This window comes from Micromonospora sp. AP08 (assembly GCF_008085935.1).
GTDB classification, from domain to species: domain Bacteria; phylum Actinomycetota; class Actinomycetes; order Mycobacteriales; family Micromonosporaceae; genus Micromonospora; species Micromonospora chersina.
In genome coordinates this window covers 427499-453736 of sequence record NZ_VSEZ01000002.1, presented here as the reverse complement: position 1 = coordinate 453736, position 26238 = coordinate 427499, and the positions used below count along the sequence as shown (strand labels likewise).

At 68.8% G+C, this 26238-nt stretch carries 22 protein-coding genes; 10 read left to right on the top strand and 12 right to left on the bottom strand.

The genetic code is table 11. The annotated features are described in order from the left end of the window. Positions 1–451: 451 nt before the first annotated feature. Positions 452–889 carry a hypothetical protein gene (locus tag FXF50_RS05220; protein WP_148426063.1) on the top strand — a complete coding sequence of 146 codons (438 nt, stop codon included), beginning with the start codon at positions 452–454 and terminating at the stop codon, positions 887–889. Positions 890–1215: 326 nt separating this feature from the next. After that, positions 1216–2001 carry a maleylpyruvate isomerase N-terminal domain-containing protein gene (locus FXF50_RS05215; protein WP_148426062.1) on the top strand — a complete coding sequence of 262 codons (786 nt, stop codon included), beginning with the start codon at positions 1216–1218 and terminating at the stop codon, positions 1999–2001. Positions 2002–2150: 149 nt separating this feature from the next. Here FXF50_RS05215 and FXF50_RS05210 read toward each other — a convergent pair whose 3' ends face one another. From FXF50_RS05210 to FXF50_RS05195, 4 genes are all read right to left on the bottom strand, one after another. Continuing rightward, positions 2151–2543: a hypothetical protein gene (locus FXF50_RS05210; RefSeq protein ID WP_148426061.1), complete on the bottom strand. Its 393-nt coding sequence runs from the start codon at positions 2541–2543 to the stop codon at positions 2151–2153. A gap of 185 nt (positions 2544–2728) precedes the next feature. After that, on the bottom strand, positions 2729–3385 hold the full coding sequence (locus FXF50_RS05205) for a hypothetical protein (protein ID WP_222866000.1): 657 nt from the start codon (positions 3383–3385) through the stop codon (positions 2729–2731). 161 nt (positions 3386–3546) lie between these two features. Then, on the bottom strand, positions 3547–4077 hold the full coding sequence (locus FXF50_RS29720) for a hypothetical protein (RefSeq protein WP_255509897.1): 531 nt from the start codon (positions 4075–4077) through the stop codon (positions 3547–3549). 231 nt (positions 4078–4308) lie between these two features. After that, a complete protein-coding gene (locus FXF50_RS05195) occupies positions 4309–4527 on the bottom strand; it encodes an AAA family ATPase (protein WP_255509896.1) in 219 nt (72 codons plus the stop codon). A gap of 219 nt (positions 4528–4746) precedes the next feature. On the opposite strand from FXF50_RS05195, the gene FXF50_RS05190 reads away from it, so the two are divergent. Next, positions 4747–5370: an HIT family protein gene (locus tag FXF50_RS05190; RefSeq protein ID WP_148426060.1), complete on the top strand. Its 624-nt coding sequence runs from the start codon at positions 4747–4749 to the stop codon at positions 5368–5370. Between the two features lie 191 nt (positions 5371–5561). Here the strand turns inward: FXF50_RS05190 and FXF50_RS05185 are convergent, their stop codons facing one another. From FXF50_RS05185 to FXF50_RS05165, 5 genes are all read right to left on the bottom strand, one after another. Next, positions 5562–5924, bottom strand: a complete 363-nt coding sequence (locus FXF50_RS05185) for a hypothetical protein (RefSeq protein WP_148426059.1) — start codon at positions 5922–5924, stop codon at positions 5562–5564. 851 nt (positions 5925–6775) lie between these two features. Next, the gene (locus FXF50_RS05180) at positions 6776–9445 is read right to left on the bottom strand and encodes a DUF6493 family protein (RefSeq protein WP_148426058.1); all 2670 of its coding nucleotides are present in this window, start codon (positions 9443–9445) and stop codon (positions 6776–6778) included. Next, positions 9438–10784, bottom strand: coding sequence for an SWIM zinc finger family protein (locus FXF50_RS05175; RefSeq protein WP_148426057.1), 1347 nt, complete (start codon positions 10782–10784; stop codon positions 9438–9440). The genes FXF50_RS05180 and FXF50_RS05175 overlap by 8 nt, the downstream gene beginning before the upstream one ends. Positions 10785–11478: 694 nt before the next feature. Then, positions 11479–12804 (bottom strand): hypothetical protein, encoded by a 1326-nt coding sequence (locus FXF50_RS05170; RefSeq protein ID WP_148426056.1) that lies wholly within the window; start codon positions 12802–12804, stop codon positions 11479–11481. Between the two features lie 166 nt (positions 12805–12970). Then, a complete protein-coding gene (locus FXF50_RS05165) occupies positions 12971–13657 on the bottom strand; it encodes a response regulator (protein ID WP_370464080.1) in 687 nt (228 codons plus the stop codon). 305 nt (positions 13658–13962) lie between these two features. Here FXF50_RS05165 and FXF50_RS29195 point away from each other — a divergent pair, with 305 nt between their 5' ends. From FXF50_RS29195 to FXF50_RS05145, 5 genes are all read left to right on the top strand, one after another. Continuing rightward, a complete protein-coding gene (locus FXF50_RS29195) occupies positions 13963–14166 on the top strand; it encodes a mersacidin/lichenicidin family type 2 lantibiotic (protein ID WP_187399537.1) in 204 nt (67 codons plus the stop codon). 63 nt (positions 14167–14229) lie between these two features. Continuing rightward, positions 14230–17433, top strand: a complete 3204-nt coding sequence (locus FXF50_RS05155; RefSeq protein ID WP_148426053.1) for a type 2 lanthipeptide synthetase LanM family protein — start codon at positions 14230–14232, stop codon at positions 17431–17433. Further along, entirely contained in the window at positions 17430–19634 is a 2205-nt protein-coding gene (locus FXF50_RS05150; protein ID WP_148426052.1) for a peptidase domain-containing ABC transporter, read from the top strand. The genes FXF50_RS05155 and FXF50_RS05150 overlap by 4 nt, the downstream gene beginning before the upstream one ends. Before the next feature lie 97 nt (positions 19635–19731). Further along, positions 19732–20301, top strand: coding sequence for a hypothetical protein (locus FXF50_RS29190; protein ID WP_187399536.1), 570 nt, complete (start codon positions 19732–19734; stop codon positions 20299–20301). Beyond that, positions 20298–21527: a sensor histidine kinase gene (locus FXF50_RS05145; RefSeq protein WP_187399535.1), complete on the top strand. Its 1230-nt coding sequence runs from the start codon at positions 20298–20300 to the stop codon at positions 21525–21527. Before FXF50_RS29190 ends, FXF50_RS05145 begins: the two co-directional genes overlap by 4 nt. A gap of 224 nt (positions 21528–21751) precedes the next feature. Here the strand turns inward: FXF50_RS05145 and FXF50_RS05140 are convergent, their stop codons facing one another. Next, complete coding sequence (locus FXF50_RS05140) at positions 21752–22078, bottom strand: helix-turn-helix domain-containing protein (RefSeq protein WP_148426050.1); 327 nt, start codon at positions 22076–22078, stop codon at positions 21752–21754. A 144-nt stretch (positions 22079–22222) separates the two neighbouring features. Between FXF50_RS05140 and FXF50_RS05135 the strand changes: the two genes are divergently transcribed. After that, the gene (locus tag FXF50_RS05135; RefSeq protein ID WP_148426049.1) at positions 22223–23323 is read left to right on the top strand and encodes an HAD family phosphatase; all 1101 of its coding nucleotides are present in this window, start codon (positions 22223–22225) and stop codon (positions 23321–23323) included. Further along, positions 23295–23672: an EthD family reductase gene (locus tag FXF50_RS05130; protein WP_148426048.1), complete on the top strand. Its 378-nt coding sequence runs from the start codon at positions 23295–23297 to the stop codon at positions 23670–23672. Before FXF50_RS05135 ends, FXF50_RS05130 begins: the two co-directional genes overlap by 29 nt. Positions 23673–23964: 292 nt before the next feature. Here the strand turns inward: FXF50_RS05130 and FXF50_RS05125 are convergent, their stop codons facing one another. Together FXF50_RS05125 and FXF50_RS05120 are read right to left on the bottom strand one after the other, a co-directional pair. Further along, positions 23965–24888 carry an AEC family transporter gene (locus tag FXF50_RS05125; protein ID WP_148426047.1) on the bottom strand — a complete coding sequence of 308 codons (924 nt, stop codon included), beginning with the start codon at positions 24886–24888 and terminating at the stop codon, positions 23965–23967. Continuing rightward, positions 24885–25115 carry a hypothetical protein gene (locus FXF50_RS05120; protein WP_148426046.1) on the bottom strand — a complete coding sequence of 77 codons (231 nt, stop codon included), beginning with the start codon at positions 25113–25115 and terminating at the stop codon, positions 24885–24887. Before FXF50_RS05120 ends, FXF50_RS05125 begins: the two co-directional genes overlap by 4 nt. Positions 25116–26238: the final 1123 nt, after the last annotated feature.

Genomic DNA, 26238 nt, shown 5'->3' with positions numbered 1-26238 from the left:
ACGATCCCAACGTGCACCCGCGGTTGCAGATCGATTGCGCCTGATGGTCATGCTAAGGCAACCCGGGCAGCGGCCGATTGGAGTGGACCATGACGACCTCCTGGCTCTGGATCGTCCTGAGCGGCGTAGTGCTGCTGCTTGTCGTTACGTCAGCCGTCGTTGTTGTGCGGCACCGCCGGGTGGCCCGCGCATCGTGGACGCGTGACCCCGTCATGCGGAACGCGCGGCGAGCTATGGCCGAGATGCAAGACCAACGTCGGCGTTCCAGCAAGGGCACGATCCGGGGCGAAGGCGCCGGTGGAAACGCGGGAACTATGTATGACGCCGCGTATGGCTCGGACACCTCTGCCGGAGCGTAGTCGGGTCAACGTCACCTGGGATCGTGCACTAATCTGCCGCTGACCGCGTGGTCCGCCATCGACGGCGACGGCTTTCTCCCTACGCTGGCAGCATGGCCACGTGGACATGGTCGGATGCCTGGGTCTTTTCGTCGATCAGAGGCACCGGTCCGGACGATGGTGACAGGCTGAGCGAGATCATCATGACGGCCGACACCATCAATCATGTCGTCCTGACCGAAGCCGAGTTCGCCCGTGCAGTGCCCCGCCTTCTGGCTGTGGGCCTAATCGGGGCCGATGCCGAAGCCGACCGCTACTGGCTTACTGAGACCGGTCGGGCGCTGTACCGACAGCGGATGAGACGACGCGGCCTGTTCGGCTGGATGGACGCGATCCCTCCGGCGTTGGGCCGACTCGGCGAGCCGCAGGACAGCGCTTGGTCTCTGCCCGCGGGTGCCTTCGACCAGGCGGTTGGTGAGTATTTCAAGCAGGCCAAGCAGACCCTCAAACGGCTGGGCGGTCCAACGGTCCAAGATCCTCCAGTGTCGTGATACAGCTTCTCGGTTACTCGATGAGCGCCTCCCTGACGCGTGGACACGGCATCCGGCGGACATACTCTTTTGCCGCCGAGCGGGCGCGCCGGAAGGCAGGAACTCCCGTCGCTCTCCGTAGATGTCCGGCGCTGGCGTCGGCTCGATCCCCGTGCACGCACGTGCCGAAGAGAGTGCGTTCTGCGTCTCGGCGATGAGGCGCGGTAGCCGATATCCCAGGACGCGAGGTGAGTCCCGTCCGCGGGTCATCCAAGGGCACGTATCGGTGCCGCGTCGGCTGCGAAATTCGCTGTCCGGTCGTCGGAGCACAGTGATAGAACGCCGGGGTGCACAAAATTCTCACGTTCGCTGATCATCTGCGGCTGATCAACGAACGGTCGACCGCCTTCCGCGCCGCGGTCGCCGCCGCACCCACCCTCGACGCGCTGGTGCCGACCCATCCCGAGCGGACGCTGTTCGATCTCGTGCAACACGTGGGCATGGCCCGCCGCAGATCGGCCGCCATCGTCGCCGCAGGGCCCGCGGACGCGCCCCCGGAGAAGTCGGCTTGGGACGACGGCATGGGTGCGCCTCGGGAACGCGAGGCTCTCCTGGCCTGGTGGACCGAGTCCGTCGAGCAGCTGACGAGCGTGCTGCGTGAGGCCGGCCCGGACCGCGGTTGTTGGACGTGGTGGGATGACTCGCCGTCACCGCAAACCTCTGGTGCCTGGGCGCGGCGCCAGGTTCCCGAGATCGCGGTGTACACCTACGACGTCCAGCTCACGGTGGGTACCCCGCAGCCGCTATCGGACGAGGTCGCCCTCGACGGTTTCGACGACTGCCAGTTCACCCTCTGCGCGACGACGGTCGCCTGGCCACACGAACCCGCCATCGTCGATTACCACGCCACCGAGGGCCGCTCCTGGCGCCTTCGGCTTTCCCGCGACGGCGCACAGGTCGCCCGCTTCACGCCCGCTGCCGGCGAAGACCCCGACACGGCCGACGCCTCCGCCCAGGGCACGGCCAGTGACCTGGTCCTGTTCTTCTACGGCCGCATACCGCTGGATTCGCTGAAGTTCGAAGGCGACCGTCGTATCTTCGATCAGCTCGCAGCCTGGGACCCCTCCGTGTGACAACCGACGACATGCGATCTCGTGCACCCGGAGGCCGAGGCCGCAGCGAAGTCGCAGGTATCCGGCTCGGGTGTCTACGCTCGTGAACAACGGCGCTTCGCGACGATCGGGCATTCTGAGCTGCCGGTGAGCGGACCGACCGGTCGGACTCACTCTTGGGGGCCGTCTCCCGTTCGCGCCAAGCGCTCGCGACTCAGATACCGAACCGGCTTGCCGAGCGACTCCGCGTAGGCAATCTCGCGTCGGGTTGACTCACCTAAGTAGCCGCCCGGATCCACGATGTACACCTCGTCAGCCATGCGAATCTTTTGGCGGTGAACGCCGCCAAGCCGCCCCTTCAGGTCCGAGCTGTCGACTGTCCAGTCGTAGTCCGGCAGATCGGGGAGGCTGAACATTCCGAGGCTGATCACGACGCAACCTTCCATCGTGAGCCGCTGGTTGACCTCCGCGAACTCAGCCTCAAACCTGGTCGAGCCGCAGAGCGTGATGACCTTCGCCTCGCCCTCGCCCTCGGCCGACTGCGGCGCCTGATGGTCCTCCATGAGGTTCATGATCGGTGAACGGGCAGGACAAGTCTATCGCCGTCCCCTGGACGTCCGCTCATGCCGCCGGCCGCGCGCGTCAGCCGCCCGTCGCCCCTCACTGCGGGTGGTCGGCGCTTCGCGACGGTCGGGCATCCTGAACTGCCGAGTTGAGTGCGTTGCCTGACGTCGAGAGCGCGGCAAGTTCAGCCGAGCTGGAACCGCTGCGATCCACTGCGGCCGAGAAGGGTGCCCGTCGCTTCGGCCATCGCCTGAGCGGCCGGACCGACGCGGTAGCCGGTCAGCCGTCTGCCATTCTGATCTTTGATGCGAGCCGGACGAGTGGTGGCTATCAGCACCGACCGGACCACCCTTGTTTGCCGCATGAGGACCTGGTGGCCGTCGGAACCGACTTCGTCCTCGAACCAGCGAACGGCCAGCCTGCCGGCGTCAAAGTATGCACCGCCTTCCGGGTGCTGATACCCGGCGTCGTGATGGCAGTACGTACCGCCGAGGTCATGCCGACGCGTCGAGCGCAGGAGTTGAACAATGGCAGCGACCGGCGGCCCGTCCGGCAGTGGGACGCCGTCGGCAAGCGTGACGGTTGATGGCAGGCTTGCGCCGATCGGAAGGTGCAGGAACGCCTGAGTTCCCCGGCCGCCGCAGGCCATCGCGTTTGCCAGCGAGCCGTGCAGGTGGACTGGGTGAAGTCCCAGCGGTCCCGGTTGCGAGCATTGCCACGCGGCGCCAGGGAACGTGTCGCGCAACGCCAGGTCGAACGCGTCTTCGTCCTCGGGCAGCAACCAGGTTCCGACATTCATGCTCCGGGAGCCCGCGTAGGCCATCACCAGACGGTACGTCATGCCGATCGCCCATGATCCGGCGCGCTCTCATAGCCGCGATGAGCGCGCTCATGCCGATGTGCGGACGCCAAGGGCCTGATGACATGTACGTCTGTACCCGTCCGAGCCGACAATGCGGACCGAGCGCGGTGCAGACGGACCAGGCGAATGCACCGCCCGGGTCAGTAGCGAGCCAGGACTTGCCTTACTGGATGATCGAGCGCGTTGGCCAGCACCGCCAACTCGCCGGGCCCGGCTAGGACCAGGGTGCGTTCCTGCCCCGTACTGCCCGCGCCGACGAGGCGGTCGAGAGTTGGTCGGAAGACCTCGGCGACCTGGTGATCGGGGATCGCCACAGGATCGCCGTCCGAGGCGGCCAGCATGTGTGCCAGTGCCGAGGCAGCGGCGGCCTTCCATATCGGGTGCCAGTCGCCGCCTGGTTGAGATGGTGGAATGCCGGGCCGCTGGTCGATCAGGTCCGCCCAGTCGAGGACTGGGTACGGGCCGGGGTCGTCCTCGAGTATGTGGGTGGCCAGCGGGTTCAGCCAGGTGGCCTGCCGCAGGCCGCAGTCGTCGATCCGGGTGGCCACGGGCGTGCCGCAGGTGAGGCAGACCATGTTGGGTTCGCCGCCGTCGAGGCCGCAGCATGCGGAGTCGTCGACCAGCGCTGGGTCGATGGCGGCCCCGCGGACATCGCCGGGGGCGAGCAACACTTGACCGGCCGGGCCGGCGGAGATGCTGAACCTGGGCGCGTACCAGCCGAGCGCCTCGGCTTCACCGGGTTCAAGGTCGGCCCATCGGCGCCATGGTGATCCGGAGGGCAGCGGATTACCGCGAACGTGGCCGGCTCGAGTGCGGGGGCGAGCGGTCCTGGCCCGTTGCCGTACTGCTGGTTTGCGTGGACGGGCAGCGCCACCCTTGATACCGGAACCGTCAGGGCGGTGTCACAGATCAGGCAGCCGAAAACCGTCATGTGTCCCCCGCGTGTCGACTGAGCCGCGCAACCGCCGACACGGCGGGTTCGCGAGACCGTAAAGGGCCTTTACCCGCTCGTCCTTCGTGAGGCGAAGAGCCTTCTCCTCGGCTTCTATGCGCCGTGCTTCTGTGGTCTTCCCGGTGCCTGGCAGTCCTACGGTCAGGAACAGAGTCGGTCGTGTCGTCATCGTTTCCCCATCTGAGCGTCGCGCCATCATCGCTGACGTTCGCTCATGCCGCCGACCGGGCGCTACGTCTGGTGACCGTCGCCTGGCGGGCTGCGCCGCCCGCTCGTGACCGACGAGCGGATGCTCCGGGACCATCGAGTACGAGACCATCGGGCGGTGTCCGGCAGCTACAACGGGGCTAGCGATCACTTGGAGTCTTGTCGTACTAGTCTTCGCCGCATGGCCTTGCGACCGGACGAGTTCTATGACCACGCAGTCGCCCTCGCGGACAGCGAGCGCCGGCTTCCGTTGGCACGCATGACGGGGTGGGAGATCAGTCCGTTCGAGCCGGACGGACTTCGCGTAGCGCCGTTGCGCCCGCCGGTGCTCCCGGAGCCCGCGCGGCACGGCGAGGATCCGTCGGACTGCAACGCCTGCCGCGACCGGGACGAAGGGATCTGGTTCAACGATCACTGGCGACTGGTCCGGATTCCGGGAGTGGGCGTCCCGCTGGTGCTCATGCTGTATCCGCGCGCTCACTACGACATGGCGGATCTACCTGACGAACTGGCCGCTGAACTGGGGCTATTGAGCACTCGCATCGTCCGCCACATGCAGGCACTGCCGCACATCTCGCGGGCCCACGTCTACCGCATCGGAGATGGTGGCGCCCACCTGCACGTCTGGTTCTTCGCTCGGCCCGAAGGACAGGCCCAATTGTGGGGGTCGTGGCTGGTTGTCTGGGACGACCTGCTACCGGAGTATCCAGCGGACGTCGCAGAAGCTGACGCTCAAATCGTGGCAGACGCGTTGGTCGCGTCCCACGGAGGCCACCGGTCGCCCACCAGCAAACCGGCCGCCTGACCGGCCTGATCCACGACCCGAATGTCACCGTCGCGGCTGTTGCCACCGCCGCCGTGCGGATTTGCCAAGGTCACGTTTCCGGATCCAGCCGCGATCCGCGCGCTAGCGGCGTCACGAAGCGCTGGCTCGGCCGGCATACGCACATAGCCGATGTCAGTGCACCCTGCGGACGGGTTTCTTGCCGACGTGGACTACTCACCGAGCCACGACAGGGACGTCGCTGGCCGTTCGTCCATGGACCCATCACGGACCTGCCACATGGCGGCCCCGCCGTGTTCGTCGGTGACCAGGAACAAGCCGGCAGGGCGATCACCGTCATCGTCAACCGGCGGCATCGAGGCCATCTCGGTGATCTGTTCGCGGAGCCAGGGCAGCTCTGCTTCGCGGATGTCCCCGCCGTAGAAGAGGTACAGCGTCCAGTTGAACGGCGCTGCCGGGAAGGCCCAGCCGCCGGAGTAAAGATCGTGGTGGTGCCGCCGGACGATCTCTTCAGCAGCGCTTCGCTGTTTGAAATCGATCTGCAGCCAGCCGCGGGCCGACGCGTACATCCCCATGTCATCCCACTGTAGGGCCAGGTACCGCATCCTGATTTGCCGCGGATAAGGCGCGGCATCCGTACGGGCGCCCGGTGGACAGCCGAGCCGTGGGAGCAGGTCGGGAGCGCCAGAGCCTAACTGCCGCTGGCCGGGCGTCAACGTCGACCAAGGCCACTCGGGCCAGTCGCCACGAACCGTCAACGAACGACCCGCAGGACAGTCCTTCTCAGCCTGGCCACAGCAGCCCGGTCGCAAGCTCGGGAGCGGGGGAGCAGCTTGGGAGCAACAGGGTGCACCGAACGGTCTTCAACTGCGTCGAGCAGCACCCAACGGTGTGCAACTGCACCCACCCCTGGCTGCGGCTTCTCGTTTCCGCAGGTCAGAGTCAGTGTGGCGTCCTGCTTCACACGGAGTGCTCAGTGGTTTTGCGCAGCAGCCGACAGCAATATATGTCGACTGGCAGGGGAGTATGCGCAAGTCACAGCGGTAAGGAGCCGCTGGATGCCTGGCCTTGCAAGTGGGAGCAAATTGGGTGCAGGTTGGCGAAGTGGTCACCGCGCCCGAAGTGCTCAACCGACACCCCGGGCAGGGGCGAGGCTATGAGCTGCGGTGATGCGGTCGAGCGGTGCGGCGTGACCTCCCAGAGAAGACCGAAGTGGTCAGGGTTCGCTGGTCCCGCCTGACTGGTGCACGCTATCAACCTGGAGCCTGCCGACCCTAGTCGCTATGACCACATCGCATCGATGTACGGCACTGCGCGCCGTCCTGGTGGCGTCGGTATGGATCCCGCAGGCTGAGATCTGAATCCCGTCGGCAACCCTCTGAGCAGGGCTTCCTGCTCGGTGACCTCTTCGGCGATCCCCAAGAGGTCAGGTCGTCATGAGCGCAGCGAGCCGACGGGCGGTCACGGCGAGGCGGCTGCGGCCGGGCTTGGCGGCCAGCGCGGTCAGGCCCGGCAGGTCCGCCGAGTGGCCGCCGTCGGGAACGGCGCTGGCGGCGAGGTCGACGAGATCGGGCAGACCCCCGCGCGGTCCGGCGGGCAGGAGGATCCGCAGCGCCGCCGACGTCACCTGCCAGACCGCATCGCGGGCACCGGCCCTGAGCGCCTCGGCCAGGGGCTGGACGACCCGCTGCAGCACGATCCGGTTCGTGGCGGCGAGGGTGCCGACCTCCGCGCCGACGCCGGTGCTGTCCCAGTCCGGGCGCGCGGCGAGGGTGATGAGCGCGTCGGCGGCCGCCAGCCGCACGGTCTGCCGGTGATTGGCGAGCGCGTACGCCATCGTCAAGGACATGGCCGGACCGGCCGGGCCGTCGGCCGCTGCCAAACCGGTGAGGAAACCCGTGCCGGCGTTGCCCTGATCCACCCTGGCGGCGACGTGGGGCTGAAGGTGCGCGGCGATCGCCTCACGGTGGGACGGCGCGATCATCGGCCACAGGGCCAGGGTGCCGACCAGCGAGGGGGGCCTGGCCCGTGCGGAGGCGCCGCGCGGATCCGCGAGCTCGGCCGGCAGGCCCGCCGGGTCCAGCATGGCGATCCGCCGACCGCCGGTCTCCTCGACCCACGTCTTCGGTTCGGGTCCGGTGGCCAGCCAGTCGGCGAACCGGCGCCCCGCCGGCGAGACCAGGCGGGTGGTGGCCGTCTGGACGGCAACGTCCACCTCGCGCGGCAGGCGCAGGATGGCCTGCGTCAGGTCGGCCTCGCCGGGCTGCCAGCCGTCGCGTTCCGCCTCCTGCAGGAGGCGGAGAACCCGGGCCGGGTCGACGTGTCCGGCGACAGTGTCCGGCGTGGCCAGCAGCGCCACCGGCGGGGCACTGACCAGCAGCGCGGTGAGTTCGGCGACCCGGCGTTCCACGAAGACCGTCATCGGATGCGGTTCCGGGCGGTACGACGTGTGGTACCACCCCCGGTCGGACGGCGCGTCCCGCTCGATGGCGGCGGCGACCAGGGCCGGCCAGAGCCCGGGCCATTGCGGAATCAGCGGCTCCAGCACTCGAGCGGCCTCGGCCCGGTCGCCGCGTGCCGCCCGCACCAGCCCGTCGAGCACCAGCTCGTGCCGGATCGGGTCGTCGTCGCCCCGGCGCAGCACGATCGCCAGCTCCCCGGCCAACGCGCCGAGATCCAGCGGCGGCGGCATCTCGGCCGGCGTCTCCGCGACGAGGGTAGGGGCGGGCGCGGGGGCGGGGGGCGCGGCGCCGAGCAGCGCGGCGAGTCGTTGCGCGACGAGACCATCCAGCGCGGGCACCTCGGCCCGCAACCGCTCGCGCGCTGCTTCCGACAGGGTTGACAGCCGCGCCTGGACCAGGTCGACGGTGCGTTCGGCGAGGTCGGGCACCGGATGGTGCAGCCCGACGACCAACCCGTCCAGCAGGTCCTCCAGCGGAAGCCTACGCAGCCAGGCAAGGTGTGCCCGGACCAGCTTCTTCTCCTGGCGGGACAGCATGCTGTGGGTGATCTCCGCCAGCGTGACCTGATCCAGCTCGGACGCCCGATGCAGCGCCTGCAGGGAGGTGTACGCGAAGTCGGCAACCGTCGACATCTCTGCCGTCAGCAGGCCGGTCAGCTCCTGTCGGTGCCTGGCCAGCTCGTCGATGCCCGGCGACAGCTGCTTGAGCATGTCGAGGTACGGCTGCAGCAGTCTTTTACGCCCGCCTGCGCGCAGGCGGCGTAGGCACCCCCGGATGAGCACATCGCGGTCGATCCGCCCGCTGGCCGTCAACTCCATCAGCGCCGGCGGCCAGTCACGGCGGGCCACGCTGGTGACGAACGCGGTGGCGACCCGGTCGTCGTCGAAGAGGTACGGCAGTACGTGGTCGAGCCACGGGTCAGCGGCCAGAAAGGCGGCGAGCGAAGGGCGCCACATCTCCACGTACCGTGCGACGGCGCCGGGGGTGTCCGGCGGCTCGGCGCCCACGGCCCGCATGAGCGCCTCGGTGAACGGCCACGGGGTGAACCGACTGCGGGATCCGGCGCGCCGCGCCATGCCGCGGGCCAGGGCAGCCCCCCAGGTCGCGCCGCGCACGCGCAGCAGACCGGGCACCATCTCGGGCACCACCCGCAGCGACGGGCCGACCCGCCACGGACGGTGCAGGCGTCTGACCGCGTCTGTCGCCGTCGGTGTGCACGCCACGACGGCCATCGCCAGAGCCGCGTGGCGGCGCTCGGTCAGCCGGGTGGCCAACTGGGCTGCCTGCCACTCGAGCTGCCGCTTGTTGCTTGTCCACCGGCGCTCGCGCTGGCGCAACCGCTGGCGGGCAACGTACGCCCGGATGCCCTCGAGGTCGCGGGGCGGCGGGCCGTCGTTCGCGGATACGAGGAACCCGACGACGAAGGTGCCGGAGGTGGGCAGTTCGGGCTCGGGCTCGGGCTCTGGCGGTGGCGGGACGACCGGCTCCGGCACGGCGCGGGTCGGGGTGTGCGCCTCCAGCGACGGCAGCAGCGCTGCCCGTCCGTCGGCGTCCAGACCGGCAAGCAGGTCGGCGAGCGCGTCGAAGTCCGCGTCGTCGATCCGTGCGCACACGTCGCGCCAGAGGTCACCCACGCTGCTGTCCCGTCTGCCCGAAGATCATCGCCGCCACGACGTGCTTGCACGGCCCCCGCCGGCCCTGGTGCTCGACCCACCAGGCGCAGGTGCAGGCGTACTCCTCACCGCGCCGATGGACGAGATACGTGGACTCGCCGGAGGTCACTTCGATGCCCGCTGCGCTCACCACCACCCCGCCCGTCGTCGTCAGGATCCGGGCTGCGGCAAGCCGAGGGTGCAGCGCGGCAACCAGATCGGCCCGGTACGGCAGCGGGCGGTGGAACGACGACGCCTCGGCGACGTCGTACCCGACCTGGCCCGCGGTGGCCAGCGCGGCGAGGGCGGACGTGGCCCGTCCGGCGTCCCACCCGGTACGCGCGGCGACCGACGCGCGATCGATGACCGGGTCGACGGCCAGCAGGGCATCCAGTGCGTCGGCGTCAGCGACGGCGGACCCGGACCCGAGGTCGGCCAGCAACTGACCGTCGCCCGCGAAGCCCTGGCTGACGGCGGTCGACAGCAGCAGCGTGAACCGGGCCGTGCCGAAGTCCAGCACCCAGCCACTCACCTCGGCGGGCGCGCCACTGACCGGCGGTGCGTAGAGGGTCACCGTCCGCGCCAGGGGAAGGAGCGGCCGCAGCACCGACAGCCGGAAGCCGTCGGCCACGCAGACGGCGCCGGAGACCGGCCGAGTGGTGGACCGCCACCCGGACCCGGCCGGCACCAGCCAGCGCGCCTGCCGGCCGGTGCGCGCCGACATCTCGGCCAGCAGCGCGACCGCACGCCCGGCGCGGATCTCCAGCCGCGGATCCATCGGCAGCGCGTGCGCCGCCGCCTCGGCCAGCCCGCGCAACCAGCGCGCCGGCAGCGGCACCCGCTTCTCGACGACCTTTCCATCGAGCGTCGACACGGCGAGTTCGTCCTCGCCCACCGACAGGCGCAACGGGTCCTCGCCGCCGACCCGGGTCAGCGACTCGTACAACGCAGGGTTGATGTCCACGTTGGTGGTGCCGCGGCCCACCGTCGCATCGTCGAGCTCGGCGGCGGTCAGGTCCAGCCGACCGTACAAACCACCGCACGTCGACAGCGCCTCGAACCGCAGCCGCTCGCCGTCGCCAGTGACCACCGGGTCACGCCCCGCCGTGCCGGTGCGGACCGGCCGGAAGTCCGCGCCCGCGATGTCGGCCAGAGCCAGCAGGCCCCCGGCGACCACCCGGGGCGTACGCACAAAACCGGCGAAGAAGGTCTGTTCGTCGACCCGATCCGGCGCCGACGTGGCGAGGGCCAGGTTGCCATCGGCCAGTCCGGACGGCTGGCGGTAGATCCGGGTGTCCACGGCGGAGGCCGTCGCGCTCAAATCGCTGATCCTTCCGGGGGTACCGCTCGGCGATCCAGCGAATCCTGCCACGCGACGTTCCCACTACGCTGTCCCACACGGCCAGCCGGGCGAACATTGGCGGCCAGCCTTATCTGACCGTTAGGTAGCCGCTGACAACGCGCGGCGTCCGCGGGCGTTCGTGACCGTCCGTACCCAACGTCCGATCGTTCGCTCCGTGCCGTCGGGCGGCGGGTCCTGCGTCAGGCAGACTGTCCCAGGCTGACCCTGTGGGTCCCAGTGAGGGAGCACGTTGGGAGCAGTCGGGTGCACTGAACGGCGTCCAACTGCACTCAACGGCACCGAACGGCATACGCCCCGACCTGCGGTCTTGCGTTTCCGCAGGTCAGAGGTGGTCCAGCATCCTGCTTCACACGGAGTGCTCAGCCGTTTTGCGCAGCAGTCGGCAGTAATCTATGTCGCCTGGCAGGGGAGTGTGCGCAGGTCACGGCGGTAAGGAGCCGCTGGATGGTCCAGCCTTGCAAGTGGGAGCAGGTTGGGTGCAGGCTGGCGAAGTGGTCACCGCAGCGGAAGGGCTCACCGACACCGGACAGGGACGAAGGCAGCAGCCGCTGCCGAGCCCTCAAGTACTCCCCGCGCGCCCCGCCGCATGTGAGTGGGCCGGCGCCTGCGCGGCCGGCCCACCCATTCGGTAAGCGGAGTCGATTCCTCAGGTTCAGCTGGTCAGCAGGCTCACCTGGTGGGCGACGAGCAGGTAGCCCATATCAACGTAGGCGACCTGATTGAGGCATCCGCTCTGCTGCGGGTTGCCACAGGAGACCGGGCCAAGGCCGCCGACGATCATTCCTGCCGCAAGCACCTTGGCGGGGTCCGCAGCGAGGGTGAACACCGGTCCCCCGCTGTCGCCCGCGCCAACCGCAGGGCCTCCCGATATCTGGGTGCCCAGTGCCACGCCCTCGGCGATCGTGAAGCTGGGCTCCAGGATCACGACCTGATTGATAGCGGTGAGTCTGATGTCGCAGTGGGCGCCGGTGGCCGCTCCCGAGGTGCAGACGAACTGCCCGGGAAAGTTGTCAGCGCGGCCCACAACAGGCTTGGAGAACTCGCCAACGCCTACCCCACCGTCGAAAGTCCGGGCAGCCGCACCCGTCGAGCTCGTAGTGATGATCAGCGAGTCTGAGTGGGGCGCGCTCTGGGCCGTGGGCGGCGGTCCGGCGGTGCCGATGAAAGTGCCGACGCCGGTGGTGAAGCCGACGTTGCCACCGAACGAGCAGTGTTCGGCGGTCAGCAAACCCCGCATCGATTCCCACCACAAGAAGTAGCGGATCACAGCGAAGCCGGTGCTGCACCTGTTGCTGGACCCGACTGGCCGGGCGACGCCGCCCGCCCAAAAGGGCGCGGTGTCGTCGACTCGGCCCATCTGCTTAGCTGCAGGCCCCACCACCACGCGGGTGGGCACCGGGAATGCGAGTGGGGGTCCCGCCGCGATCCGCGTACCGTTTCTGTCGACCACGGCTTCCAGGCCTGTTCCGTCATAGCGAGGGCCGATCCGGAGCAGCCCGGGGTACGCGGCACGGTGGGCGAGAACCGTTCGGGCGGCGTCCCGCAACTCGCGCTCGCTGTAGCGGCCGGGCCGTACGTCGATCGCCACTCCGGTCCGGCGTTGCCGCGCGATCTCGTTCGTCACGCGAGTGGGCGGGGAGCCCTTCCACCAGACGTGCACCCGACGGCGTTCCACATCGAGACTGATTCCCGAGAGGCCGCTGCCTTCGTCGCCGGCGAGCGCTTTGATCCGGGTAGCGGCCGCCAGTAGCGGCGTCTGGGCCGCCATGATCCTGCGGGCGGAGCCCGTGGCCACGGACGGATCGCTAGTGCCGGTGGGCACCGGCTTGCCTCCCGCATCAGCTGGTGGGGCGTCCGATGCCGCCACCGCGGCAGCCGGCAGCAGCAGCCCTGCCACCAACAGCAAGGCCGCAGCGGAAAGCCCGGCGCGCCGGCGCGTCCGGGTGGTTAAGAGGGCGGCTAGTCGCTGTTCATGCATCGCAAGAGTCCTCCCGATCTGACTGCTGAGCTGCACGGTTTCGTGCGACACCCATGCTCGAACCGGGGGACGGGTGGCACATCCGGCGGGAACGTGGTTTCGGGCGTACGCCGGAAGCCGTAGCCGCGGCCGTTTGGCTCGACGGAAGGAGGACCGCCGTCGCGGGCTAGGTGCGCTTTGCCCGCGACGGTGGTGCGTCACCGGGCTGTACCACACCGCTCCGGTACGCCGCAGCTACGGCCTGCGTGCGGTCGCGCAGGCCCAGTTTCATGAGGATGCGCCCGATGTGTGTCTTGGTCGTGGCGACGCTGACGACAAGGTGATCCGAGATCTCCTCGGTGCTCAGCCCGTGCGCGAGCAGGACGAGCACTTCACGTTCGCGGTTCGTCAGCCGTCGCAGGTCCTCAGAGGTCGGCACCGCCGGGTCCGCGCGGGCGGCGAACTCCTTGATCAGGCCCTGCGCCACTACCGGGTCCAGCCAGGCGGTGCCGGCACCCACAGCCCGCACGGCCGCCGCCAGGTCCGCGGTCGCCGCAGCCTTCAACAGGAACCCGGATGCGCCGGCGCGGAGCGCGCCGTACACGGCCGCATCCTCGTGATAGCTGGTCAGCACCAGGACTCGGACCGTGTGGTCGTCGGCGCCGCCGAAGCCGTCGGCCACGATCGCCCGGGTTGCCTCCACGCCATCCATCATCGGCATTCGGACGTCCATCACCACCACGTCGGGGCGTAGCTCGGCGGCCATTCGCACCACCTCGAGCCCGGTACGCGCCCCGCCGACGACCTCGAGATCGGACTCGGCGTCGAGCACCATCGTCAGCCCATCCCGCACGATCTGCTCGTCGTCGGCCACCAGGACCCGCAACCGACCGTCACTCGCGTCGCCGGAAAACGCTGGAGGGCCCGTGGTCCCTTCTGATGTCATGTCTCGCCCTTCCGGCCGGAACCGTAAGTGGACTCGAACGGATTTTCCTCCGCGGCGGAGTATTCCGCGATCCACCCATCGGCGGACGGCATCGACCACCTCCACCGGAAGCGGTAGTCGCACGAGACGGCTTGCGCACGATGTGCCGGTGCCGCGGACCGCCGATCCTCGTCGGTGGGCCGACCGGCCGGCGGCCCACCGACCATTTTCGTTCACCACGAAGGAGAACTGAGATGAACACTCCCGACGTGATCCGCGCCTGGACGGACCCCGCCTACCGGGCCACGCTCAGCGCCGCCGAACTGGCGGAGGTCCCCGACCATCCGTCCGGCGTTATCGAGCTGTCTGATGCTGACCTCGCGTCCGTGGCGGGCGGAGCGATGTGCAGCAAGACCACGTACTCCACCAACAACACCCTCGGCTGGCGCTGCCTCTGAGCAGGGCATCGGTGCCATGGGCCAGCCGGCCCATGGCACCGACAACCAAGAAAGGAGTGCGGCATGTCCGGCCGTTCGCTTGTCAACGATCTTGCTTGGTACGAGGGCCAGCCTCTCTCGCGTAGGCCTCGCGGTCCGCGCGCGACCACCCTCACACCGCAGCAGGCGGCCATCGCCCGCCGCCGTCTTGCCCAATGGCGGGCGACGGACACTCTCGCCGACGACAACGCCTTCCTGCGCCGGCTGGCGAGCGATCTGCTCACTGCCGATGAGCTGCTAGGGCTGCTCGGGGAGACCACTGCGGCGCTGGCGGCGCGCATGGCGCGGCGTCCGTCATGGGTCACCACACTGTGCACCGCCTATCCGTGCGCCACGTCGGTTCCACCGGTGGGCACCCTGCTCGCCCATCCGATGGCGCCGATCCTGTTCGTCGTCGAACCGCTCGTACGACGGGCGTCTGCCCGGCTGAGGCGCAAGGTCGAACAGATCTCGGACGGTGGGTGGCAATCCGGAAATATCGACATCGTCGAATTGTGCATGGCGGGCCTTCAACCGGTGCTCCTCAGCCTTCTCGCGCGGACGATGGTGTTGGAGCTGCACGTCAGCCGTATGGGCGGCCACCTCGTCGGCGACACCCCGGCCGCACGATTCGCCGACTTCTGCCACCGCTTGCGGGATCCCTACGTCGCCCTCAGCCTGCTCGGTCGCTATCCCGTCCTTGCCAGGCGGGCAGTGGAGCGGATCGACGACTGGGTGGACGCGGCAGCAACATTCCTGGTCCGACTGGCCGCCGACTGGCCACGGCTTCGTACGTCGTTCGCCTCCGGCGCCGAACCCGGCCCGGTCGTCCGCCTCGACTTCAGTCGCGGCGACTTGCATCGTGGCGCGCGGGCCGTCGTCATTACCACGTTCGCTTCCGGGCTCCGGCTGGTCTACAAGCCACGGTCGCTTGCTGTCGATGCCCACTTCCAGCAACTCCTCCGCTGGCTGACACGTCGGGAGCGGGACCTGGACATGCGCGTCCTGCGGGTGTTGGACTGCGGCGAGTACGGCTGGGCCGAGTTCGTTTGTTCGGAGCCCTGTGCCGATGGGGACGAGGCCGACAGGTTCTACCGGCGACTCGGCGCCCAGCTTGCCCTGCTGTACGTGCTGGACGGAGCGGACTTCCATCACGAGAATCTGATCGCGGCCGGTCCGCATCCTGTGCTCGTCGATCTTGAAGCCCTGTTCCACGCGCCGGATGCCGCACGGTCGGCGAGTCCACTGTACCGGCGACCGATGCCGGGGTCGGTACTGACGACCGGACTGCTTCCGTTGCCGGGGGACGGCGATGATCTAAGCGGTATGACGGCAACTCCTGGCGAGCGCCTGTCCGGCTTGGCGCCGACGTGGCAGGACGCCGGCACCGACCAGGCGCGGGTGGTGCGCCGGCCGGCCACCGTCGCCGACACGCACCACCGTCCCCGCGTACACGACGGCCTCGCCGACCCCCGCCGACATGTTGAAGCCCTCCGGACCGGTCTGGCGCTGGCCTACCGGGCGCTGGCGGCCGGGAAGGACGAGCTGCTGGCCGAGGATGGGCCGCTCGCCGCGTTCGCCCGGGATGAGGTGCGTGTGATCCTGCGCCCGACCCACACGTACGCGCGGCTGATCGACGAGTCGACCCATCCTGATTTGCTCGCCGACTGGGTGGCCCAGGAGGCGCATCTCAATCGGCTGTGGGACAAGCTGGATGAGCAGCCGCATCTCGCTGCCGTCGTTGCCGCCGAACGCGACGACGTCGAGCGCGGCGACGTCCCGCGTTTCACCACCCGTCCAGGATCGAAGGATCTCTGGACCAGCGCCGGTTCGATCGTGAAGGACTTCTTTGCCACAGCGGGGTTGGAGCGGGCCCGGCGCCGTCTTGAAGGGCTGGACGATTCCGACCTGGCGCGGCAGCTCAGTGCAGTGACAAGTGCACTCGCTCCACGGCCGTTGGCCCCTGTCCTGGCCTCGTCAACATCCGGTGCGCCGGCACGCGCGGCGCTCGATCCAGCCAACCTGGTGGGCTGCGCCGGTGAGATCGGAGACCGGCTTCTCGAGCTTGCCGAGGACAACGGTCCCGGGACGATCTGGCACGGGATCCGGGCCATTCCCGGACACGGATGGGAGGCCGGCCCCCTCGGCCTTGACCTCTACGACGGCAGTTGCGGGGTCGCGCTCTTTCTCGCGGAACTCGGCGAGTGCACGGGCGACGATCGCTACCGGCGCGCGGCGCGCAAGGTGTTCGACACGGCGATCCGGGTGTCCAAACACGGCCGAGTGACTGGTGCGGTGGGGGGCTTCGTCGGATGGGGCGGTGTGATCTATGCGCTGACGGTGGCGGGTGCCCTCTGGTCCGATCACGTGACGATCGATGCGGCGGAGCGTTTGGCCACGCGGCTGCCAGAACTCCTTCCGGCCGACGACCACCTCGACGTCCTAGGCGGTGCGGCCGGCGCGGCGTCGGCGCTGCTTGCCCTGCATACGCTACGTCCTGTGCCATCCGTGCTCGCGGCGGCCGCGCGCTGCGGCGAGCATCTCCTCGCCACGTGCCGACCGATGGCCCACGGCATCGGCTGGGTCTCCGCGACCGCTGGGGACTCGCCGTTGGCCGGGATGTCGCATGGCGTCGCGGGCATCGCGCTGTCGTTGTTCCGGCTGGCCACCGCGACTGGGCAGGAGCGGTTCGCGCGCGCCGCGCAGGCGGGGTTGGAGTACGAACGGAGCCTTTACCGCCCGGACCTGGGCAACTGGCTGGACCTCCGCGGTCGTTCCGGGGCAACTGGTGGCCCGGTTTGTCACCGGTCGATGACGGCATGGTGTCACGGTGCTGTCGGCATCGGGCTTGCCCGCCTGGCGACACCGGCCGGGTACCGGGATTCCGCATTGCGCCGGGAGGTGGGGGCCGCGGTAGCTGCAACGCTGCGGACGGAGGCCGACGGCGATCACACCCCTTGCCATGGCTTTGTCGCCGGCCTTGAGCTGCTGCTCGCTGCCGATGGGGCCGCCGGGCACGGGCTGCGGCCGGAACTCGAACGCAGGGTTGTCCGGTTGCTTGAGGCCGCACGGCACACCGGATGGCACTGTGGCAATCCTGCGGGGGTCGAGTCGCCCGAGTTAATGACCGGGATTGCCGGAATTGGACATGTCCTCCTGCGCCTCGCGGAGCCGACCGCTGTTACGCCGGTGTTGACCCTCGACCCGCCGCGCTCCGCCGTCGACGGGCGTAGCGGAGGCAGGCGATGAAAGGGCCGACCTTCCGCACGGGCCTTCGGCGGCCGTGGTTTGGACATCGACGGCGGGGTCGGGTACCGGTCGTCCTGCAAGCCGCGAACAATGACTGCGCCGCCGCGTGCCTGGCGATGGTGCTCGGCGCGTTTGGGGCTGCGGCCTCACTCCAGGAGTGTCGCAGTCTGTGCCGGGTGCGACGGGGTGGCTCGACCGCCCGCGACATCGTGACAGCGGCACGCCAGTTGGGGCTCCGGACCCGTGCCTTCGCCTGCGCGCCCGCCGCTGCCGCCGACCTGGCCATACCCATGATCGCAGTTGTGCGGCCTCATCACTTCGTCGTGATCGAGCGTTTCACGCGCCGGGCGGTGTACGTGGTCGACCCGACTGTGGGCCGGCGACAGCCGACACCGCAGAGGTTCGCGGCGGATAGCCTGGGTATCTTCCTCACCTTCGCGCCCGGTAAGGTGGCCGGTCGCACTCGGACCCGCGTCCCACCGCCATGGTGGCCGTATGTGCGCTCCAGCCTGACGGCAGCCCGGGGCTACCTGATCGCCATCCTGGTGGCTACCGCCGTCCTGCAGTTGGTGGCGCTCGCTGTGCCTCGATCCATGGCCGTGGTGGTGGATGACCTGGTTCGCGGCAGCGAGGTGGGGGTCGTGTCGCTGCTCGGGTTCGGGATGCTCGGCGTGGCCGCGGCGCATCTCGGATCGGGGTGGCTCCGCGCCACTCTGCTCTCCGTGGTCCAGCGGAGAGTCGACGGACATTTGTGCCGCGGCCTTGTCCACCACCTATTCGCGCTTCCGCTGGAGTTCTTCACCCAACGGACGAGTGCGGACCTCGTCGATCGCGCCGCTGGCACAGCCATGATCCGCGAGCTCGTCATTGGCCACGGCATGAGAGCTCTCCTTGAGGCAGCGTTCCTCGCCATCTACTTCGTTGTCCTGGCAATCAACGACCTGATGACTGCGTCGTTCACGGCGGTGTTGACCCTGGTCCACCTCGCGCTGTTCTTCGCCGCCGGTCCGCGAACCCGCACTCTGGCGCACGAGCATCTGCTCAGCCAGAGCAAGGCCCAGAGCGCGCTGAGCGAGGGACTCAACGGCATACACACGGTCAAGGCCACAGGCGTCGAGCAGTACGTCGTTGCACACTGGTCGATCCTGTTCGACACCGCGCTCGACGCGGTGCAGCGGCGGATGCGGTACGCGGGCGTGTTCGAAGCGGCCCAGTCGTCGCTGTATCTGTGCGGCACGTTGCTGCTGCTGTGGCTCGGTGCCTGGCGAGTCGTCAGTGGCACCTCAACCGTTGGCGAGATGTTGGGACTCAACATGCTTGCCACGATGGTGCTGGCACCGCTGACCTCGCTTGTGATGACCGCCCAACGGCTGCAGGCCGCTCTGGCGCACCTGGCACGGATCGCCGATGTGCTCGACGTCCGGCCCGAGCCTTGTCCCGCGACGCCGGTACGGAGGCACCGGATCAGCGGGCGCGTCGAGCTCCGAGGTGTCGGCTTCCGGTATCACCCCGAGGATCCGCTGGTGTTGGCCGATGTCTCGCTGACGATCGCGCCCGGGCAGAAGGTGGCGATCGTCGGGCCCTCCGGTTCAGGCAAGAGCACGCTCGGCAAGCTACTGCTCGGACTGTATCCGGCCAGCTACGGGGAGGTGCTGTTCGACGAAGTACCGCTCGCCGCCCTGGATGCGGCCAACCTCCGGCGCCAGTTTGGCGTGGTGGCGCAGGATGCTTCCCTCTTCAGCGCATCGATCCGTTACAACATTGCCCTCGGCGATCCGGATCTGTCGATGGAGGCTGTCGTCGAGGCCGCGCGGATCGCCGTCGTCCATGATGACGTCACGGCACTCCCGATGGGGTACGACACGTTTCTGGTGAGTGGCGCCAGCGGCCTTTCCGGAGGCCAATGCCAGCGACTTGCCATCGCCAGGGCGGTGGCACGCAGGCCGGCAGTTCTGTTGCTCGACGAGGCCACGAGCCATCTGGACGTGCACACGGAGCGGCGCGTCGCGCAGAATCTGAACGGACTGACGTGCACACGTATCGTCATCGCGCATCGGTTGAGCACAGTGATCGATGCAGACAAGGTTTTCGTGCTCGACCACGGCCGCCTCGTCGAACAGGGCAGCCCTACGGAGCTTCTGTCGCGCGGCGGCCCGTTCGCGTCACTGGTCGCGCAGAACGACATCACTGACCAGCCGTAAATCGTTCACTCGAGCCTTCGATCCGCTTCTATGATGATGTCGGTCGCTCCACTCTCGCTGACAACCTGTTCGTGCCATCAGCTCATGGAGGCCAGGCATGTGTACAGAGACGGCAATCCGCGCCGACATCAGAGTCTCCGTCCAGGACCGCAGCCTTCCCGATCGCGTCGCCGGCCACGTCGCCACCGGCATACTGGTCGATGCTGACGCCATCCTCGTGCCCAACCCACCCGCGCGACTGCTTGAAGCTGACCTGGACGCGGAGGTCCTGATCTTCCCGACCGATCTCAGCCCGCACATTGCCATTGAGGCCCGGCCGGTCTGGAAGTGGAGCACCTTCCGGGTCGGTGACGGCCAGCCGCTCGCCGCTGTCGCGAAACTTGAACGTAGCTCTCGATACGTGGCGCAGGTCGGCCGCGCCGATGCAGCGACGCTGGCCGTTGCGCTCGGCGAGACCCGTGGTGACCTATGGGAGGCACTGCGCAGCCAGCGACTCATTCGCGACGGCATCGAATGCGTCGACGCCGACCTCCTGACGCGCGCCAGCGAACTGGAACGAATCCAGCGGCGCCCGCGCAACCCCGAGCACGTCTTCGACTCGCACGCCGGACTCACCCGCGGTCTGTGCGTTCTCTTCTGCTTCTGCGAACCGCACGGCCCGCAATGACCACTGCGGCTGCAGTGCCGGCTGCCCACACCCGGCGACCCCTGCCGGCGTTCCGCGACGCGTTGCTCGCGCTGGCCGTCTGGATGCTGGACCTGGCGCTCTTCTCCACGGCGGGCACGGATCTCACCCGCCACGCGGGCCCGGATTCCTCCACCGTGTTCCTCATCGGATATGCCGCTCTTGGTCCGCTCGCTCTGCTGTGGCGACGCCGGGCGCCATCGCGCGTGTTCGCTGCGGTGTGGCTGCACTCCATGATCGGCGCTGTGCTGGTGGACGGCTACCAGCCCGTGCTCGGCATCCTCGTCGGGCTCTACACCGCGGGTGCCTACGCCGAACTCGCCCGTGCGTGGCTGATCGCGCCCGGGCTGGCGCCATTTCTGGTGATCGCGGCGAACGAGGCACTGCTGGAGGGTCAGTCCGATCCCGGCCGGCGGCAGAGTGTGTTCTTCGGTCTCGTTATCGTCTACAGCCTGTTCGTCGGCGGGGTGTGGGCGCTCGGACGGTGGGCCGGGCGGAGCCGCCGACGCCTGGCCGCGTCGGAGCGCCGGCGGGTCACGGCCGCCGAGGAGGCAGTCACCGAGGAAAGGGCCCGGATATCCCGCGAGCTGCACGACATCGTCGCGCATTCGGTGACCTTGATGATCATGCAGGCTGCCGTGGCGAGGCTTGCAATGCGTGACGAGCCGGACCGAGCAGCCAGCGCGCTCATCGACGTGGAACAGCAGGGCCGCCAGGCGGTTGAGGAGCTACGGCGGATGCTTTCGGTCATCGCAACCGACACGAAGGCCTCCCACACTGAGACGGTCGCTTCAGGTCCTCCAGGGCTCGACAACCTCGACGAGTTGCTGTTGTCCATGCGCCGCGCGGGTCTCGCGGTGGACTTGGTGATGGAGGGAACCCCCGGTCCGGTCGACCCGAGCGTGGGGCTCGCGGCGTATCGCGCGGTTCAGGAGGCATTGACGAACACGGCGCGGCATGCCGGCCCGGGAGCCTCCGCAGTAGTGCGGCTGAGATGGGACGAACAACTGCTGGTGGAGATAACGGACGCGGCTGCTTCCGGCGTCCGACCGGAGGCGGCGGTAAACCTCTCGACCGGACACGGCCTGATCGGCCTCCAAGAGCGAGTCGCGGTGGTCGGCGGCGAGCTTTCCGCCGGACCCCTACCTGAAGGCGGGTTCCGAATCGCCGCGCGGCTTCCGCTTCCCGCTGCGGCTCAGCCCGTCTAGAGCCTGTCCTGCCGATCATGGAACGGTGCGGCAGGGCGTCTTGGCTAGAGTCTCGCCGTGGTTGTGGTCAACTTGGTGGAGAAGTTCGGTGTGGTCGATTTCCTCGAACACTCGTGGGATCTGCCATCGGAGGTCATCGAACCGCTGCGTGCGCATGTCGAGGTGACGTCCGACGGGTGGGTCGTTGACGTGTGGCCCATGACGGCGCAGCTCGCCGCCATCGTTCAGCCTTGGATTGATGAGCCCGTCGATGTCGAATCGGTCGGTTGTTCGCCGTCCTCGCCCAGGGCTGAGGCCCACGCGTCGGACCAGCGGGCGAGCGGGCGCAGTGCCTGGTAGACGCCGTGGCCCAGGTCGGTGAGCGTGTAGGCCGTGTCCGGCTGCTGGGCGACGAGGCGGGCGTCAAGGAGTTCGGTCAGCCGTTGCCTCAGGACGCTGGAGGACATGTTGTCGCAGCGCTGCTGCAACGCGCGGAACCCAACCGGCCCGTACTGCAGCTCCCAGATGATGCGCAGGTTCCAGCGGCGGCCGAACAGATCGAGGGCGGCCATGAGGGGTCGCCCGGTGCTCGATCCGCGTACCGGTCGGCCGGGCCTGGGTGCCGTCATCGCCTGCGCCCTTTCTTGATGCTTCGATCTTCGATACAGTAGCGTCCACTGCGTTGATTCGATTTCCGAAGCGACGGGGATGGCTTCGTGAGACGTTTACCGCTACCCGGGACAACCAGGGACCTGGCCGAGCAGGCTGCGACTGCGGTCGGCCTGCTGCCCAGCCCTCGCGGCGTGATGGCCCTTCCACCCCTGCCGGAAGAGGACCACTTCTGCGAATCGTGCGCTCTGCGATACGGCGACCTGACCCCATCTGCGGCCCTCGGGCTGATCCGCGGCCATCCCGGGCGGTACCGGCGGCGCCTGCAGCACCTGCCAGTCGACGTCGTGCGCCGGCGGCCCGCGTCCGGGGTGTGGTCGGATCTCGAACGTAATGCCGACCGGTTCGCCGCCCTCACGAGCGAGATCAGCGAACCGCAGTGGAGCCGGACAGCTGTCCGGCTCCCTGGGGAACGCCGCACCGTCCGGTGGATGGTGCGGCAGGTCGCGCACGAAGGGCTCCATCACCTCCACGACATCGGTGCGGGCGCGAACGACAAGGCGGTGTTGTTCGACGTCGACGGCGTGCTCGTCGACTCGTACCCCGCGTACCGCCGGATCTGGAGCCGATGGGCCGACCACCGCAACCTCGACCCGGACCTGGTCTGGTCGCACACCCACGGCCGCCGGCCCGTCGACACCATCCAGGCCGTAGCGCCACAACTCGACGCCGCCGCCGAATACTCGCTGATCCGGGAATTCATGGCGAACGAAGGCGACGGCTTTCCGGTGTACCCCGACGCCGCCGCAGTGTTGCGCCTGTTGCAGAACCGGCGGTGGGGCGTCGTGACCTCAGGCCGAACGCCCACCGTCCTGCAACGCCTGCGCGCAGGCGGGCTACCCGACCCTCCGGTCCTGGTCGACAGCAGCCAGGTCCGCCGCGGCAAACCGGATCCGGAGGGCTACCTACGCGCGGCTCAACTCCTCGACGTGACGGCGCCCGACTGCCTGGTGATCGAGGACGCTCCTGCCGGCGTCCAAGCAGCCCGAACCGCCGGCATGACAGTGGTCGCGGTACGCACCACCCACCTTGACGACGAGCTCGCCGGCGCACACCACCGCGTCGACACCCTCAGTGACACCGTCCCACTCATCACCGGCTGGCTGGAAGGAAACACCCGTGAACCAGGGAACCGAACGACTCGCTGATTCTGGTGGCCTCCCGTGCCCCGACTCGAACGGCTCGACTCACAAGCTGTTGGTCCTGTATCCCACGCCCACCGATCCTGACCACTTCCGCGACTACTACGTAACCAACCACCTTCCGCTGGTCACCCGCCTGCCCGGCCTGCTGGCGTGGCGCTACAGCTTCGACGTGGCAGCGACGCAGGGAGAGACGCCGTACTTCGCGGTCTTCGAAGCCGAGTTCGCCGACGCCGCGGCAATGACCGCGGCGAGGGCGTCGCCACAGGGCCGGCAAGTGACCGCCGATGTCGCCAACTACGCCACCGGCGGTGCGGTCGTCATCCACTATCCGGTGCAACACGGCACCGCCTGAACCCGGGACTTAGCGCCCGATATCCACGGAGCGCACCGGTGGCCTCAACACCAACGGTGCCAGCCCCGGCGGGCCTACACCGCGGCCGTCCACGATCGGCCGAACGTCTTGGACCGTCCGTGCCGACCCAACACAGCACACCGCCCCGCTGCCGGCGGGCGCGCTCTCACGGCCAGTACGGCATCGAGATCGCCTGCCGCATCATCAGGCGATGATCGTGGCTGCAGACCTGTTCGCCAGCGCCGTGGTCGGCGTGGTTCACCATGATTGCTGGACGAGTCAGCTGGCGGACCTACCCGAGCAGCGCCGCCGCCGCGGCCAGGGTGGCCAGCGACAGCGTCGTGGTCACCACCACCGTCCGGTTGGCCACCGCCTCGCCGACGCCGTACTCCTGGCCGAAGATGAACGTGTTCTGCGCTGTGGGCAGGCCCGCGCACACCACCACGGCGAGCAACTGCGGCGCGGACAGGTGCAAGGCCAGCCCGGCCGCGTACGCGATGACCGGCTGTGCGACGAGTTTGAGCGCGGTGATCACGGCCAGCTCGGCCGGCTCGGGCGGCTCTGCCCGCGACGGCGCCGTGCGGTGCAGCGACGCGCCGAGCGCGACCAGGGCGGCCGGAACCGCGGCGCCGGACAGCAGGGTGAGCGACGCGCCGGCCGCCGACGGCAGATGCAGGCCGGCAGCCGAGCACGCGACACCGAGCAGCGACGCCAGGATCACAGGGTTGCGTACCGGCAGGGAGGCGATACGGCGGACCCGTACCCGCCCGGCCGGGTCGCTGTGCCGGTCCAGGGCGACCAGGATCACGGGCGTCACCACCAGCACCTGCAGCAGCACCACCGCCGCCAGGAACGACACGTTGCCGAGAACCTGCGTTGCGATCGGGATGCCGAGGTTCGCCGAGTTCACGTACCCGGCGGCCATGCCCCAGATCGGCCGTTCGCCGGGCTCGCGACCGAACAGCCAGCTCGCGCTGACCCACCCGAACCCGATGACCGCGGCCGTGCTCACGGCAAAGGCGAGCAGTGAGCGGCCGGCGAACCCGGAGAGCGGCATTCGGGACAGGGCTAGGAACAGGGCGGACGGCATCGCAAGATGGAACACGAACCGGCCGAGCACCGACGCCACCGCCTCGCCCAGCAGCCCCCAACGACAGGCCGCGTAGCCGACCGCGGTAAGGATCCAGATCGGTACGAACGCCGACACCAAGCTCATACGGGCGTCACCGGCGGGCGGGCGTCACGCCGGCTCAGGGACTGGCGGCCGTCCGGGGCGTACGAGTCGAGAAACCCGGCGGCGTTCTCCACCTGGGCGAGGATGTCATCGACCTGCCGCAGGGTGAGCCCAGTCCCGTGACACTCCACCGCGCTTTCGCTGGTCTTCAGATACACCGACGCGTCCAAGGTGCGTACCAAGCCGCCGGGCAGCCGGGGGTTGTCCACGTGTACGTCGGTCGGGAAGCCACGCCTTCAGCCTCGCATCCCGTCCGGACCGAGCAAACATCCCGCTCATCCGCAGCTTCACGGGGTCATCCCCAACGTGCACATCTGTCGCTCGGGGCGGGCCGATAGCCGCCCCTTGTTCCTCCGGCGGGGCGGGCGGGTGGTGACGTGGGTTCTTTGCCCGGCCGGGGCACCGGACGGGCCGCAGTCTTGACTGGCCAGGAAACGGTGACGGTGGCCTCGGTGAGCCGGTTGGCCGATGCTGGGGGAGCGAGGTGGGAGCTTCGGCATGCGGTGAGCTGAGGCGCGTCCGCGCCGTAGGGGAGGGCTCGACATCCCGTGTCCGGCGCCGATACGGGCCCGGGTCGTGCGCGACGAACGACGGTGCCAGCCGACCAAGTGCCGCCGGTCTCGCGGCCTGAGATTGGGGAGCAGGTCGGGAGCAAGTAGGTGCAGTGAACGGCGCTGAACGGCACCCAACGGTGCTGAACGGCACCCAACTGCACCCACTGCGACCTGCGTGTTCTCGTTCACGCAGGTCAGAGTTCGTGCGGCGTCCTGCTTCACACGGAGTGCTCAGCTATTTTTCGCACCAGTCGACGGTGCTCTATGTTGCCTGGCAGGGAGTATGCGCGGGTCAGGGTCGTAAGCAGCTGCTAGGTGGCCGGGGCCTTGCATGTGGGGAGCAGATTGGGTGCAGGCTGGCGAAGTGCTCACCGCGGTCGAAGTGCTCTCCGACGCGGGACAGGGACGAGGGCTTTGACTTGCGGTGATGCGGGCGAGCGGCCTGGTGTGACCTCCCAGTGAACACCGAAGGGGTCAAGTTTCGCTGCTCCCCGCTTGGCTGGTGCCGGTTGTCGTCTGGATCCCGCCGACGTCAGCCGCCAGGGTGTCGTCGCATCGATGTGTGGCTCTGGGCGGTGCCGTGCTGGCGTCGGCATGGATCCTGAAAGCTGGGACTTGAATCCCACCGGGAACACTCTGACCAGGCTTTCCTGCTCGGTGACCACTTCGGCGGACCCGAAGGCATCAGCGTCCGTGACTTGCGCTGGTGGGGGCGGTGATGCCCTCGACTGTCGAGATCGGTACTGGTCCTGCTGCTGGAGATGTGCTGGAGTGGCCT

Bases quoted from the DNA above. Each gene is read 5' to 3' on its own strand.
- FXF50_RS05210 (WP_148426061.1), bottom strand. From the start codon at position 2,543: ATGGAGGACCATCAGGCGCCGCAGTCGGCCGAGGGCGAGGGCGAGGCG.
- FXF50_RS05220 (WP_148426063.1), top strand. From the start codon at position 452: ATGGCCACGTGGACATGGTCGGATGCCTGGGTCTTTTCGTCGATCAGA.
- FXF50_RS05185 (WP_148426059.1), bottom strand. From the start codon at position 5,924: ATGGGGATGTACGCGTCGGCCCGCGGCTGGCTGCAGATCGATTTCAAA.
- FXF50_RS05190 (WP_148426060.1), top strand. From the start codon at position 4,747: ATGGCCTTGCGACCGGACGAGTTCTATGACCACGCAGTCGCCCTCGCG.
- FXF50_RS05195 (WP_255509896.1), bottom strand. From the start codon at position 4,527: ATGACGACACGACCGACTCTGTTCCTGACCGTAGGACTGCCAGGCACC.
- FXF50_RS05125 (WP_148426047.1), bottom strand. From the start codon at position 24,888: ATGAGCTTGGTGTCGGCGTTCGTACCGATCTGGATCCTTACCGCGGTC.
- FXF50_RS05155 (WP_148426053.1), top strand. From the start codon at position 14,230: ATGTCCGGCCGTTCGCTTGTCAACGATCTTGCTTGGTACGAGGGCCAG.
- FXF50_RS05150 (WP_148426052.1), top strand. From the start codon at position 17,430: ATGAAAGGGCCGACCTTCCGCACGGGCCTTCGGCGGCCGTGGTTTGGA.
- FXF50_RS05145 (WP_187399535.1), top strand. From the start codon at position 20,298: ATGACCACTGCGGCTGCAGTGCCGGCTGCCCACACCCGGCGACCCCTG.
- FXF50_RS05205 (WP_222866000.1), bottom strand. From the start codon at position 3,385: ATGACGTACCGTCTGGTGATGGCCTACGCGGGCTCCCGGAGCATGAAT.
- FXF50_RS29195 (WP_187399537.1), top strand. From the start codon at position 13,963: ATGAACACTCCCGACGTGATCCGCGCCTGGACGGACCCCGCCTACCGG.
- FXF50_RS05140 (WP_148426050.1), bottom strand. From the start codon at position 22,078: ATGGCCGCCCTCGATCTGTTCGGCCGCCGCTGGAACCTGCGCATCATC.
- FXF50_RS29190 (WP_187399536.1), top strand. From the start codon at position 19,732: ATGTGTACAGAGACGGCAATCCGCGCCGACATCAGAGTCTCCGTCCAG.
- FXF50_RS05170 (WP_148426056.1), bottom strand. From the start codon at position 12,804: ATGCATGAACAGCGACTAGCCGCCCTCTTAACCACCCGGACGCGCCGG.